This is a genomic window from Kosakonia sp. CFBP8986 (assembly GCF_034044935.1).
GTDB classification, from domain to species: Bacteria; Pseudomonadota; Gammaproteobacteria; order Enterobacterales; family Enterobacteriaceae; genus Kosakonia; species Kosakonia cowanii.
In genome coordinates this window covers 230,320-245,122 of sequence record NZ_JAXCXB010000004.1, presented here as the reverse complement: position 1 = coordinate 245,122, position 14,803 = coordinate 230,320, and the positions used below count along the sequence as shown (strand labels likewise).

Here is a 14,803-nt window from a genome sequence, read left to right as displayed (position 1 = left end):
AAAACCTCAATATTAGAAAGCGGCAGAGGAAAAGAGTGATGGATACAACTAAATGTTTTGCAGGCTTTTCGGCTTGATATCCTGCCAGTTCTCCTCAATGTAGTGCAGGCATTCAGCCCGGCTTGCTGGCCCATATACCGGCTCCCAGCCATCCGGAGCCGGAATAAACTCTGGCCATAACGAGTGTTGGTTCTCCTGATTCACTAATACGATGAATATAAGGTTCTCATTGTCGAAGGGGTTGCTCATCTCTTTATCCTGTTCATAGGGGTGAGGCTTTTTTTTCTATAGAAGATTCTCTGTTAAAGCAATGAAGATGATTTCGCTTTTGCGTTTTTAAGAATTTGAATGCTGAGCTCAGGCTGTTTGTAAATATTATTATTTATTGGGGGTTATAAAAGGCTGAGTATTTAAAGGTGTGGGTGAATATTATTGTGGTAATTGATATTTAATTGCGGGGAATTAACGGCAGTTAAAAATAGAGGAGATAAGAGAGGCAAGGCGGCGTGTGATAAGCGGTGTTTGCCCGCCTCTGCTGAGCAATGAAGCAGAGGCAAAGCAGTGCTTATCCCTCAGGCAATAAGCGTGATGAGGTGATCCTCTGCAAGGGTGTAGTAACCCGTCAGTTGGCTTCCCGGCGTTCTCTCTGCCGTCAGAGGTTGCGTCAGTTCAAGGGTGATGCGCTGCGTTGCGGTATCAAGCTGACAAACCCGCGCGGCATCGAAGTCAAAAAAGCGCCGCACTTCGGGGTAGAGGGCTTTGAACAGGCTCTCTTTGGCGGAGAAAGCGATCAGTAGCGCACTCTCATAAGGCAGCGCGCAGCCCGCAAGTAGCGCCTGCTCCTGCGCTGAGGTGAACATATCAGCGGTTTCGCGCATGGTCTCTGGTGCCAGCATCTCAATATCTACGCCCGGCGTCAGGCCTGCGCCGCTGGGCGCGATAACGGCTATCGCCCGGTCATGGGTATGGGAAAGGCTGCCGCACCAGCCCGCAGGCCAGATGGGGGAGCGATCCACCGCCGAGCCAACGCTGGCGTCGCAGCCGTGGTGCGCAAGCAGCAGCTTTGCGCCGTAGCGCGCCGCCAGGTACTCTGCCCGACGCTTCACGCCCGCCGCGTGCAGGCGCGCGGGAAACGGGATCGCGTAGTGGTCAAACAGCTCGTCCTGCCAGGCGTGGCGATCAAAACAGAGCTGGCAGTAGGCGAGCCCCGGAATGGCCGCTATCGTGCCCATCTCAAGATGGGAGATAAAAGGCGGCCGTGCGTGATGGGTCAATGGAGTTAACATGTTGCTCACTCTCAACTGGTAAAAAAAACCGCCATTACGGCGGTTTTATCAACATAACGTTCAATCCGCTCAGTGGCTCTCAAGCCAGCGCTCAATCACCGGGCCGATGCTTTTCAACGCCTCCGGGCTGAACATACCGTTATGGGTGCCCGGCACAGGGTGGACGATGATATTGCCATCAACATAGTTTGCCCAGAGCTGAGGATCGAAATCCTCTTCCCCGGCATCACGCTGCGTCGCTTTGAAGAAGAGCATATCACCGCGATAGCATCCCGGTGTGGTGGCGGCCAGCAGCAGCGGCGCATCGCGAAGCTCAGCAAAGATACGCTCGAAAATCACCGGCTCCACGTCCGCGAGAGGGTGTTCCATCGCCTGCAACTCTCGCCGCAGCCCCTCAACAGAGAAGAGCGCCTGGTCATCAGGAACGGCACCCACCAGTGCTTCGAACAGCACCTTCAGCCCCTCTTCATCGCTCATTATCGTCTCAAGATAACGCTCCCCGAGCGGATAGCCATCCACCAGCACCAGCGTGCTGACCTGATGCCCCTCTTTTTGTAGCAGCGTGGCGACTTCATGGGCCAGATGGCAGCCAAAAGACCAGCCGAGGAGAGCATAAGGGCCTTCTGGCTGGACGTTATAGATCTCCGCCAGATAGGTTTTCGCCAGCGCCTCTACCGAGGCCGCTGCCTCACCGGTGCTGATCCTGCTCGCTTGCAGACCGTAGATCGGCTGCTGCTCGCCGAGGTAGCCAATAAGCCCGGAGTATGACCAGCTCAGGCCGCCGCCTGGAGGCAGGCAGAACAGCGCGGCTTTATTGCCCAGCGGTTGCAGTGGCAGCATCACATCCAGCATGCTGCTGCGCCGGTTGCTCTCCAGCCGCTGCGCCAGCATCGCAACCGTTGGCGATTCAAACAGATCGCGGATAGTCAGCTTCACCTGCAATTCGCGGTCAATCTGCGTAATCAGGCGCGCCGCCAGCAGAGAGTGGCCGCCCATGGCGAAGAAGCTGCTGTCTATGCTGACGTTCTCAACCTTGAGCAGCGTGCTGAATTTCTCTGCCAGCCAGATCTCCCGCTCGCTTTGCGGTTGACGCCCGGCCTGGGTGCTGAAATCAGGCTTCGGCAGCGACCTAATCGCCAGTTTACCGTTGGCGTTGAGCGGCAACGCCTCCAGCAGCACCACCGCAGCAGGCACCATAAAGTCCGGGAGACGTTCACGGGCAAACTGTTGCAGCGCTTCAGGCAATGCCGGGGGCGCATCGCTTGCCACCACATAGGCAACCAGCTGTTTATGGCCCGCCGCATCTTCAAGCGGAATAACCGCCACCTGCTGCACGGCCTCATGCTGCTTGAGCACGATCTCGATTTCACCTGGCTCGATTCGGAAGCCGCGAATTTTCACCTGCTGATCGCCACGGCTGACAAAGCTGATGGCGCCGTCGCGGCGGCGTTTAACTCTATCGCCGGTGCGGTACATACGGCTTCCCGCAGGCCCGTAAGGATCGGCGACAAAGTGCGCCGCGCTAAGCCCCGGATGGTTCACGTAGCCGCGCGCCAGCCCGCGCCCGGCGATGTAAAGCTCGCCTGCAACGCCCTCCGGCTGCGGTTGTAAGTACTCATCCAGCACATACAAGCAGGTGTTATCCATCGCGTAGCCGATCGGCACATCCAGATAGGGCGCATCCGCCTGCGTAATCGGGTAATCCGTGGCGTAAGTCGTCGTCTCTGTCGGGCCGTAGATGTTCATCAGCTCGAGATCCGGCAAGTGCTCGCGCACGGACTGTACCGCGCTTGGGGAGATCTTCTCGCCGCCGGTATAGACTTTGCTGAGCCCCGCCAGGCACTGCCACGCCTCTTCGGCAATCAGGCGGAACAGCCCGGAGGTTAAAAACACCGCGGTGACGTTGCGATCGGTAATGGTCGAGGTGATCACCGCCAGATCCAGCGCTTCCCCCGGCACAATCACCGCCTGGTGACCGTTGAGCAGCGCCGCCCAGATCTCATAGGTTGAGGCATCAAAGGCATACGGCGAGTGCAGCAGAATGCGCTGATGATGTTCTCCCTGCCAGCGGCGATCCCGCGCCAGCGCAACGACGTTATCCTGGGTAATGGCAATCCCTTTCGGTTGACCGGTGGAGCCGGAGGTAAACATCACGTAAGCGATATGGTCAGGCTTGAGCGGCGTGGCGATAGTCGGCGCCTCTTCTTGCGTATGGGCATTATTGACCGTCAGCACGGCAATACCCTCCGGTAGAGGCGTCGCGCTGTGCTGCTCATCCACCACCGCGATGCGCACATCCAGCGTATGGGTAATATGCTGCCAGCGCTCAAACGGATCGCTGGTGCGCAGCGGCACATAGAAGCCGCCCGCTTTCACCACGGCGAGCACGCCAATCACCAGCGAGAGTGAACGCTCCAGCAGTAACGCCACGCCCTGTTCCGCTTTCACGCCCTGCTGTTGCAGGCTGTGCGCTAAGGCATTGGCGCGCGCATCCAGCTCCTGGTAGGTCAACTGCTCGTCGCCACAGCTGATGGCGATGTGGTGCGGGGTTTTTACCACCTGGCGGGCAAACTCCTGCGCTAATGTGGCCGGCGGCAGATCCACAAAGGTGTCATTGCCGATATGAATAAGCGCGTCGCGCTGTTCGCCGCTCAGTAACGGCAGGTTTTTCACCGGCCGATCCGGAGAGGCGACCGCCGTCTGCAACAGCTGCACAAAGTAACCGGCCAGCGCAGTCACCGTTGAGCGATCAAACAGCTCGACCGGGAAGTCGATTTGCGCATCAAGCGCGCAGGCTTCGCCGTTTTCGCCGCTAATCTCGTCAAAGTTAAACAGCAGATCAAACTTGGTCGTCACCAGACCGACCGGCTGGTGGGCTGCCTGCACATCCACCAACTGCGGCGGCGTATTGGCGTTGTTTTGCAACACCATCATCACCTGGAAGAGGGGATGTCTGGCGGAGGAGCGCCCCGGATTCAACGCTTTTACCACCCAGTCGAATGGCACATCCTGATTGACGTAGGCGGAGAGCATATATTCGCGAACGCTGGCAAGCGCTGCGCGGAAGCTGGGGTTAGCCGCCAGATCGACGCGCAGTACCAGCGTATTGACGAAAAAGCCCACCAGATCGCCGATGGCTTCATCCGAGCGTCCCGCTGCGGCGGTACCAAGCGTAATATCATCGCCCGCGCCCATGCGGCTAAAGAGGATAGCGGCGGTCGCCTGTAGGAGCATAAAGGGCGTTACCCCTTCCTGTTGCGTCAGGGCTTTGATCCGCTGATAGAGCGCCTCGTCGATCCGGAAATGGACCCGCTCGCCCACGTAGCTCGGTGATGCCGGATGCGGACGGTCGACGGGCAGCAGCATCTCTTCAGGTGCGTCCGCCAGCGCGCTGCGCCAGAAGGCGATCTGCTGGGCGCAGAGCGGCGTGTTCTCCTCGATTTCGCCGAGCAGGCTGCGCTGCCAGAGCGCATAGTCGGCGTACTGCACCGCAAGCGGCGTCCACGTCGGCACCTGCTGCTGGCAGCGCGCGTTGTAAGCGCAGGAGATATCGTGGAACAGCGGCGCCAGCGAGCCGCCATCGCAGGCGATATGGTGAATGACAATCAGCAACACCTGCTCATGGGTCTGCGGCAAACGGAACAGCGTACAGCGCAGCGGAATTTCCCGCGCCAGGTCAAAGGCGTAGCCTGACGCCTCATCCAGCGCGCCGGCGAGCGCATCTTCAGTGACTGACTTCACCGCCAGCGTCATCTCGACCGAATCAGCGGCAAGAATATGCTGGTAAGGCTGCTCCTGATGGAGGGGGTAGAGGGTGCGCAATACTTCATGGCGCGCCACCACATCACGCAGTGCCTGGCCCAGCGCCGCTTCATTCAGCGGCCCGCTGAAGCGCACGGCGAGCGGCATGTTATAGGCCGCGTGGTTATCGTCGAGGTTCTTCAGTAACCACATGCGCTGCTGGGCAAAGGAGAGCGGCAGATACTCGCCACGCGGCTGTGGGGTCAGCGCCACTTTCGGGGCGATATCCGCCTGCGCCAGCTGGCTGGCGAGCTGTGCCACGGTGGGGTAGTCAAACAGCGTACGGATGGGCACATTTTTGCCCAGCTCGCTGCTGATGCGGCTTATCAGACGCATCGCTAACAGCGAATGGCCGCCGAGCATAAAGAAGTTGTCATCACTGCCCGGCGCGTCCAGCTGCAACACCTCGGCGAAGAGGCCCGCTAACATCTCCTCCTGGGCGTTGCGCGGCTGGCGACGGGTCGCGCTCTGCATCATGCTCGGTTTCGGCAAGGCGCGTTTATCCAGCTTGCCGTTAATGGTCAGCGGGAATTTCTCCATCTGCACAATCGCCGCTGGCACCATATATTCCGGCAGTTTATCTGCCGCATGATGGCGCAGCGCCGCCATGTCGACAGGGCTGGAACCGTCACTGATGATATAACCCACCAGCTGCGGGTTGCCGGGGTTATCGTTTTGCAGGATCACCTCGGCCTGGGTCACCTGCGGATAGCTCGCCAGCGCGGCGGCAATCTCGCCCAGCTCAATGCGGAACCCGCGCAGTTTTACCTGCTGATCGGCGCGGCCTAAGTAGTTCAGCTCGCCTTTACGGGTGCGGATCGCCACATCGCCAGAGCGGTACATGCGCGCACCGGGTTCGCCATAGGGGTCGGCAACAAAGCGTTCACTGCTTAGCGCCACACGGTTCAGGTAGCCGCGCGCGAGGCCTGCGCCGCTGATATACATCTCCCCCTCTACGCCTGGCGGAACAGGTTGCAGCGCATCGTCTAACAGATGGATATGCAGATCGGGGATCGCCACGCCAATCAGGCTACCGGAGGCGTTGCGCGCGCCCTCTGCCGTCAGCGGCTGATAGCTCACATGGACGGTGGTTTCGGTGATGCCGTACATGTTGATCAGCTCCGGCGCAGCGTCGTCATGGCGCTGATACCAGCGCTCAAGCTGGCTCAGATCGAGCGCTTCTCCGCCAAACACCACTTTGCGCAGCGCTAATGGGTAGCTTGCTGGCGCAACGGCGTTTTCCGCTTCAATCAGCTGATAGAAGGCGGAAGGGGTCTGGTTGAGGATAGTGACGCGCTTGTCGCTTAGCAGCTGCAAAAAGGCCTGCGGATCGCGGCTGACGATAAACGGCACCACCACCAGTTCGCCGCCGTAGAGCAGCGGGCCCCAGATCTCCCAGACGGAGAAGTCGAAGGAGCAGGAGTGGAACAGCGTCCAGATGTCGGTGCGAGCAAAGTCAAACCAGCCCTCGGTGGCCGCAAAGAGGCGCAGCACATTGCTGTGGTGGATCATCACCCCTTTCGGTTTACCGGTGGAGCCGGAGGTGTAGATGATGTACGCCAGGCTCTCCGGGGTGACGGGGCGCAGGCGCTCGTCGTCCCTGAGATCGTCGGCGCTCAGCCCTGCAAGCAGCTGCTGGCACTGCGGCGTATCGAGCAGCAGTTCGGGTAGCGTGCTGCTTAGCGTACCGGCATACTCCGCGAGGGTGATAATCAGCGCCGGTCTGGCGTCGTCAACAATGTAGGCCAGACGATCTGCCGGGTTATGCACATCCAGCGGCAGGTAGGCCGCGCCCGCTTTGACGATGGCGAGTAACGCCACCAGCGTCTCCATGGTGCGCGGCAGCGCCAGCGCGACGCTATCTTCCGTGCCGATACCGCGGCTTACCAGATAGCGTGCCAGCTGGTTAGCGCGCTGGTTCAGCTCGCCATAGCTCAACGTCTCATCGCCGAGGCTCAGCGCCGTTGCCTGCGGTGTTTCACGCACCCGCTGTTCGAAAACCTCATGCAGCGTGGCGTCAGCCCACTGGTTAAAAGCGGTGCAGACCGGCACGGCGGCCTGGTACTCCTCCGCCAGCAGCAGCGGAACGCTGCCAACGCGCCGTTGCGGCTCTGCCATCACGGCATGCAGAACCAGCACGAAACGCTCGGCCAGCGCTTCGGCGGTGGCATCATCAAACAGATCGGTGGCGTATTCGAGAATGCCGTTAAGCGTCGTGGGCGTCTCTTCGATATTAAAGGTCAGATCGAACTTCGCCACTGGCAGCAGCGGTGTGGCAACGTTGGTTTGCAGATGGTCAAAGCGCGCCTCGCTGTAGGCCATATTTTGCAGTACCAGCATCACCTGGAAGAGGGGATGGCGCGCCAGTGAACGCTCAGGGTTTAACGCTTCGACCAGGTTATCAAAGGGGAGATCCTGGTGTTCGTAGGCTTGCAGCGCATAGTCGCGAACCTTCTCCAGCAGGGCGCTGAAGGTGAGGTTGTCATCAATCGTCGTGCGCATCACCAGCGTGTTGATAAAGAAGCCGACCAGCGGTTCAAGCGCCTCATCGCTGCGCCCGGCAATGGCGGTACCGACGGGAATGTCGTCACCTGCGCCCATGCGGTGCAGCAGCACGGCCAGCGCCGCCTGCAACACCATAAACAGGCTGGCGTTGTGCCCTTTCGCCACCTCCAGCAGGCGCGCGTGCAGCGCTTCATCGATGATAAAGCGACACTGCTTGCCTCTGTAACTTGCGCGCGCCGGTCGCGGACGGTCGAGGGGCAGCTTCAGCTCGTCAGGGAGAGCGGCGAGGGTGTTGCGCCACCAGGCAAGCTGGCGGCCCGCCAGAGTGTCAGCGGCGTTGAGTTCGCCCAGCCAGTCGTTCTGCCAGAGCGCATAATCGCCATAGTTCACCGCAAGCGGCGCAAAGGCCGGAGCCTGACCCTGCGCGCGGGCATTATAGGCCGCAGCCAGATCATGGAGGAGCGGAGAGAGCGAACTGCCATCGCTGGCGATATGGTGCATTAAAAACAGCAGCAGATGGCGCTCTTCATTGACGGTAAAGAGCCACGCACGGCAGGGATCTTCCCCGGCTAAATCGAAGGTGTATTGCGCGGCGCTCAGCATCCGGCTTTGCAGATCGTCAGACGCAACGTGTTCGGTAATCAGGGTGCAGGCTGCCTCCTCAATCCCGGTAACGTGCTGATAAACGCTGCCGTCGGGCTGCTGTAAAAAGCGCGTGCGCAGCGTTTCGTGGCGCAGCTTCACATCGTTGAGTGCCGCCGCCAGCGCCGCCACGTTTACTTCGCCCGTAAGCTCCAGCGTCAGCGGCATATTGTAGGTAGCGGTTTGTCCCTCGATACGATCGATCATCCACAGCCGACGCTGCGCAGCGGAAAGCGGCAGATGGGCCGGTTTTTCACGCGCCTGTAGCAGCAAACGCGAAGGCGCGGCGGCGTGCAAACGCTCGGCAAACTGTGCCACCGTTGGCGCTTCAAAGAGATCGCGGATCGCAGGATCAACTCGCATTTCACGGCGCACCTTACTGACCAGACGCGATGCCAGCAGTGAGTGGCCGCCGAGGGCAAAGAAGTTGTCGTCAATGCCAATATCGTCCAGGCCGAGCACTTCGGCGAAGAGTGCGCAGAGCGTGCTCTCCCGCTCATTGCGTGCGCCACGATGCTGCGCGGCGGTAAAGTGCGGCGCGGGCAGGGCGCGCATATCCACTTTGCCGTTGGCGTTTAGCGGGAAGGTCTCCAGCGGGATAATCATTGCCGGCACCATAAAGTCCGGTAACTGCGCGCTCAGCGCCGCGCGCAGTTGTTCCGCATCGAACTCCACCTCTTTGCGCGGGATAACATAGGCGACAATCTGCTTATTGCCTGCGTTTGGTTCGACGATGCAGGCCAGCGCCTGCGCCACGGCAGGCTGCTGTTGCAGCGCGGTTTCCACTTCCGCCAGCTCAATACGGAAGCCGCGAATTTTCACCTGCTGATCGCCGCGGCTGAGGTATTCGAGCACGCCATCTTCACGCCAGCGCGCCCAGTCCCCGGAGCGGTACATGCGCTCGCCGGGCTGCGCAAAGGGGTTGGCGACAAAGTGCGTTGCCGTCAGCACCGGCTGGTTCTGGTAGCCGCGCGCCAGACCGAGACCGGCGATATATAACTCGCCAGGAACGCCGACCGGCACCGGATTAAGATAGCCATCCAGCACGTAGGTCTGCATGTTATCGATCGGCGCGCCGATGGGCACCGTCATCTCCGTCGGGATACCCGGCATCAGGTGCGTGGTGGTAAAGGTAGTGGTTTCCGTCGGGCCGTAGCCGTTCATCATTTTTAGCGCAGGGCACTGCGTCATGACCTTTCTGATCGCCGCCACCGGCAGCACATCACCCCCGGCAATCAGCAGCCGCACCGCATTCAGGGCGCTGGCATGCTCCTCGGCCATCAGGCGGAACAGACCGGCGGTGAGCCACAGCGCGGTCACGTTTTCCGTCATGACGATCTGTGCCAGCGCATCGATATCCAGCTCACCGGCTGGAGCGACAATCAGCTGACCGCCGCACAGCAGCGGCACCCACAGTTCATAGGTGGAGGCATCAAAAGCTGACGGGGAGTGCAGCAAGACGCGCTGATGATCCTCCGCCGACCAGCGGCGGTCGAGGGCAAGGGCCGCCACGCTCTGTTGATTGACGGCAATCCCCTTCGGTTTCCCGGTCGAACCGGAGGTGTACATGATGTAGGCCAGACTCTGCGCCGCACTTGCTACTGCCGGGTTGGTCTCTGTTCCGGCCTGCTGCACGTCGTCTGCCGGGTGAATGATATGCGCGGCATCCGGTAACGGCAGACCCGCGTCGGCGATCAGCAGCGTGGCACCTGCGTCATCCAGCATCATCTGCTGGCGCTCAAGGGGGTCGCGCGGGCGCAGCGGCAGGTAAGCGCCGCCTGCTTTGATCACCGCAAGCGTGGCAATCACTTCATCAATGGAGTGCTGCATCAGCAGCCCGGCGCAGAAGGTTTTCCCGCCGTTCAGCGCCATCAGCCGGTGCGCCAGACGGTTGGCCGCCTGGTTTAGCTGGCTGTAGGTCACCGTTTTGCTGCCTTGCTTGACGGCAATAGCGTCCGGCGTGCGCAGCACCTGCTGTTCAAACAGCGCGGCTATACGCACTTCAGGCAGCGCGACACGGGTGGCATTCCAGCCGCTAAGCAGCGTTTCGCGCTGGGCAGAGGTCAATAGCGCCAGCTCGCCAACGCGGGTAGTTGGCGCGCTCACCAGCGTCTCAATCACATTAACTACGCGTTCGGCAACGCCCTCGATGGTGCGCGCGTTATAGAGATCGGTAGCGTATTCGATATACCCGCTTACGCGTCCGTGCTGCTCATCAATGTTGAAATTAAACAGCAGATCAAATTTCGCGCTGCTGGTGGGCAGCTCCAGCTGTTCAAGCTGTAACCCTTCGAAGCTGACAGCCTGCGGCCACGGCGTATCGACTGCCAGCATTACCTGGAACAGCGGATGTTTCGCCAGCGAGCGGTCCGGTGCCAGGGCTTCGACAAGGCGCTCGAAGGGGAGATCCTGGTGTTCATTGGCCTCCAGCACTGCGCTACGCGCCAGCTCAATGAGCGTGCGTAATTCCGGGTTGCCGGAGGCTTGGGTGCGCAGCACCGCGGTGTTGGCGAAGTAGCCAATCATCGGGATCTGCGCGATATCGGTACGGCCATAGATCGGCGTGCCGATGGCAATGTCGTCGCCCGCGCCCATGCGGTGCAGCAGCGCCACCAGGCCTGCGTGCAGCAGCATAAAGAGGCTGGCACCCGTTTGCGCGCTCAGCGCTGCAAGCTTTGCAAACACCCCATCCGGCAGCGTAAAGGCGACGCGATCGCCCGCCGAGGTGGCGCGTGCCGGACGGGGGCGATCGCCTGCCAGTGTAATCTCTTCCGGCAGCCCCTGTAGCTGATTGCGCCAGTAGGTCATCTGCCGGGCGAAGAGGGCGTTTTCATCCTGCTCTTCACTGAGCAGCGCGCGTTGCCAGAGGGCGTAATCCGCATACTGCACCGCAAGCGGCGTAAGATCGGGGGCGTGGCCTGCCTGGCGTGCCTGCCAGCAGAGGCTCATATCCTGCAATAGCGGGAAGAGGGAGCCGCCGTCGCCTGCGGTGTGGTGGATCACCAGCAGCAGAACATGCTGCTCTGGCGCAAGTTGATAGAGCCAGCCTTTGATCGGCAGCTCGCGATCGAGGGCAAATACATGCGCGCTGTGCTGCATCAGCTGGGCGTTCAGATCGTCTGGCGCAATGACCTGTTGTTGCAGGGTAAATGCCGCCTCTTGCGGCGTCAGCACCTGCTGGCAAGGCGTATCCTCCTGCTGGGTTAAGCGCGTACGCAGGCTTTCATGACGGGCGATAACATCCGCCAGCGCCTGCATCAGCATTGCGGCATCCAGTTTACCGGTAAGCCTGATGGCGAGCGGCATATTGTAAGCGCTGCCCGGCGCGATCTGCTCCTGTAGCCACAGGCGCTGCTGGGCAAACGACATCGGCAGCAGGGCGGGGCGCGGTTGCGCCACCAGCGCAGGGCGCACGGGCGCGCCGCTTCCGGCCTCAATCAGCGCGCTCAGCTCCGCGACGGTTGGCGCGTCGAAGATCGCTTTCAGCGAGATCTCGCTGTTGAACGCTTCGCGGATGCGGCTCAGCAGTTTCAGCGCCAGCAGCGAATGGCCGCCAAGGCTGAAGAAGTTGTCATTGATTCCCGGTAACGCACTGTCCAGGCACTCGGCAAAGAGCTGACACAGTTTTTCCTGCTGCGGCGTGGAAGGCAGCACGCGGGCGGGCGCGGTGAAAGCCGGTACGGGCAGCGCGCGGCGGTCAATTTTGCCATTCGCCGTGAGGGGGAACTGCTCCAGCACCATCATCACTGACGGCACCATATAATCCGGCAGTTGTTTGCCTAAGTCGGCGCGCAGCGTTTCCGGTGAGCAGTGCGCGCCATCGTGCGGCACCACGTAAGCCACCAGCCGCTTTTGCCCGGAGGCTTTTTCATCATGCGCGAGCACCAGCGCCTGCTTAATCGCCTTTGATCCCAGCAGCGCATTTTCGATATCGCCGAGCTCAATGCGGTAACCGCGGATCTTCACCTGGTTATCCGCACGCCCGAGGAAGCCGATCTGCATATCCTGCTCCCAGAAGGCGATATCCCCGGTGCGGTACATGCGCGACCCCTCAGGGCCAAAGGGGTTAGCGATAAAGCGCTCGCTGGTGAGATCGGCGCGTTTCAGGTAGCCAAACGCCAGGCCGTCGCCAGCGATATAGAGCTCGCCTGCCTGGCCGACCGGCACCGGTTGCAGCGCGCTGTCGAGGATATAAACCTGGGTGTTGTTGATCGGCAGACCGATGATGGAAGGGGCCACGCGATCGGCGGTCAGCTCGCGGAGGGTTGACCAGATCGTCGTTTCCGTTGGCCCGTAAACCTGAATCACTCGCGATGCCAGCGTCACCATCTGTTCGGCCAGATTGGCTGCCAGCGCGTCACCGCCCACCAGCGCGGTGAGACCTGTCAGCGCCTGCGGTTGATAGCTGACCAAGCCCTGCCACAACGCGGGTGTGCCCTGCAGATGGGTGATGTTCCAGCGATGGATCTCATTTGCCAGCAGGTGCGGGTCGCGCGCCGCATCGCGTGAAGCAAGCACCACCGCCGCGCCGTTGAGCAGCGGCAGGAAAAGCTCCAGCGCGGCAATATCAAACCCGACCGTGGTGACGGCCATTAAACGGTGCTCTGCCGAGAGCTGAACGTGCTGCTGCATCGCCACCATAAAATTGGTCAATGCATGATGGGGGATCAGCACCCCTTTCGGCGCACCGGTCGAGCCGGAGGTGAAGAGCACATACGCCGCCTGCTGCCGCTGGGCGGGGGTTGTCACAGGGTCGGTTTCTGGCTGCGAGATAATGTCAGCAATAATGGCGTTATCATCTATTTGATATTGCGGGAATTGTGCAACCAGGTGCGACGTTCCGGAGGTGGTTAACAGGCAGGTCGGCGCGGCGGTGGCGAGGATATGTTTTATCCGCTCGCCGGGGTGATCGGGATCTAAGGGCATATAGACCGCACCGGCTTTCATAATCGCCAGCATGGCGATCACCAGATTATCCGTGCGCGGCAGCAGCAGCCCGACAATGTCGCCCGGCCGTACCCCCTGCTGGCGTAAATAGTGGCTCATTTGGTTGACCAGGCTATTTAGCTGCCCATAGCTCAGCACGCTCTCCTCGTAAAAGATGGCCGGAGCATCGGGTGTAAGCTGAACCTGTTTTTCAAAGCACTCCGCAAGCGTAAGGGAAGGTGTCGACGCGGCGGTTTTCTCATTCAGCAGGGCAATCTGCTGGTGCTCACTGGCGCTCAGTAACGCGGGGATGCCAATGGCCATCTCAGGGTTAGCTATCAGTTCACTGAATAGCGCCGTCATTCTTTCATAATGGGCAAGCAGCTGTTGCTCGCTATAGAGCGCACTGTTGGCATCGAAGCCCAGCACGATGGTGCGCTCACCGCCATAGCCAAAGAAGAAGATGCTCAAATCTTCCACCGGGCCGTTGGAGAGATTCACGGAAAAGGTTTCCGCCCCGGTCAGCGCGAGGCTTTCGCCGAAGAGTTCAACGTTAATCGCCGTGTTAAACAGCGGGCGCGTGACGTTAAGCTCGCGAAGCAGATCTTCATGACGGTATTGCTGATGGCGTAAAGAGGAGATCATCTCTTTCATCGCCTGCGCCATCACGTCGTTGAGGGTAAGTGCCGGCGATAAGTTTAAGCGCAGCGGCATGATATTGGACATTAAGCCGGGAATGCTGCGCTGCGCTCGCCCAACGCGTGCCGCCATTGGAAAACCAATCACCAAATCTTCATTACCGGTAATGCGGTAGAGATAGATCGCGCTCAGGGCGGTGAGCAGCTGCGGCAGCGTAAAGCCGGAGTCGCTTGCCCGCTGCATGATGGCGTCATGAAACGGTTTCTCCAGCGGGATGCGCTGGCGGATTAGCTGGTCGCAGGGGGCGGCGCGCCCGGCGAGACTCACCGGCTCCGGCAGATCGCTAAAGCGCGACACCCAGTAGTCTCTGTCGCGTGCGAAACGCTTTGAGTGGCGATACTCGGCATCGTCGGCCATCAATGTTTTAAAGCTGCCGAAAGGTGAGGGGGAGACCGGCTTGTCGGCGATTAAGTCGTTGTAGATTTCAATGGCGCGGCTGAGGAGGAGCGCGGCGCCAAAACCGTCGGTAAGAATGTGATGGCTGCACTGGTAATAGAGATGTTTGTTTTCGGCAATCTTAATCAGGAAAAAGGTAAACAGATGCTTTTCAGAGAGCGAATATGCTCTGTTTGTCTGCGCCGTCATATATTCAATGGCGGTTGCCCACGGGTCGTCCATCATACTGAAATCATAAAAGCCTGCTTCATAATCATTAACCGGCGTCAATGATTGCCTGACGACGTTATTTTCATGAAAAAAACGGCCATGCATGGCATCCGTTTCAGCAATCATTGTTTTTATAGCGTCTTTAAATAGTGATGGATTAATTGCGCCATCAATAATTAAATACTCACTAATATTATTATTTGCTTGATTCAGTGCGACTTCATTCGCTAACCACATGCCCATCTGAGCCGACGTTAAAGCGAAATAATCCATGTCTTCTGGTGCGGACATATAAAACCTCAATATTAAAGCGAAATAGGATAACGAGTGGGCAACAC

Annotated in this window: 3 protein-coding genes; all 3 read right to left on the bottom strand. The window is 59.8% G+C overall.

Going from position 1 to position 14,803, the window contains the following annotated elements:
- Positions 1–48 precede the first annotated feature (48 nt).
- The 3 genes from SOM48_RS10760 to SOM48_RS10750 all read right to left on the bottom strand — a co-directional run bounded on the left by SOM48_RS10760 (position 49) and on the right by SOM48_RS10750 (position 14,738).
- Complete coding sequence (locus SOM48_RS10760) at positions 49–249, bottom strand: MbtH family protein (protein WP_320511910.1); 201 nt, start codon at positions 247–249, stop codon at positions 49–51.
- A 323-nt stretch (positions 250–572) separates the two neighbouring features.
- Entirely contained in the window at positions 573–1,286 is a 714-nt protein-coding gene (locus SOM48_RS10755; protein WP_320511909.1) for a 4'-phosphopantetheinyl transferase family protein, read from the bottom strand.
- A 69-nt stretch (positions 1,287–1,355) separates the two neighbouring features.
- A complete protein-coding gene (locus SOM48_RS10750; RefSeq protein WP_320512039.1) occupies positions 1,356–14,738 on the bottom strand; it encodes a non-ribosomal peptide synthetase in 13,383 nt (4,460 codons plus the stop codon).
- Between the last annotated feature and the right edge of the window lie 65 nt (positions 14,739–14,803).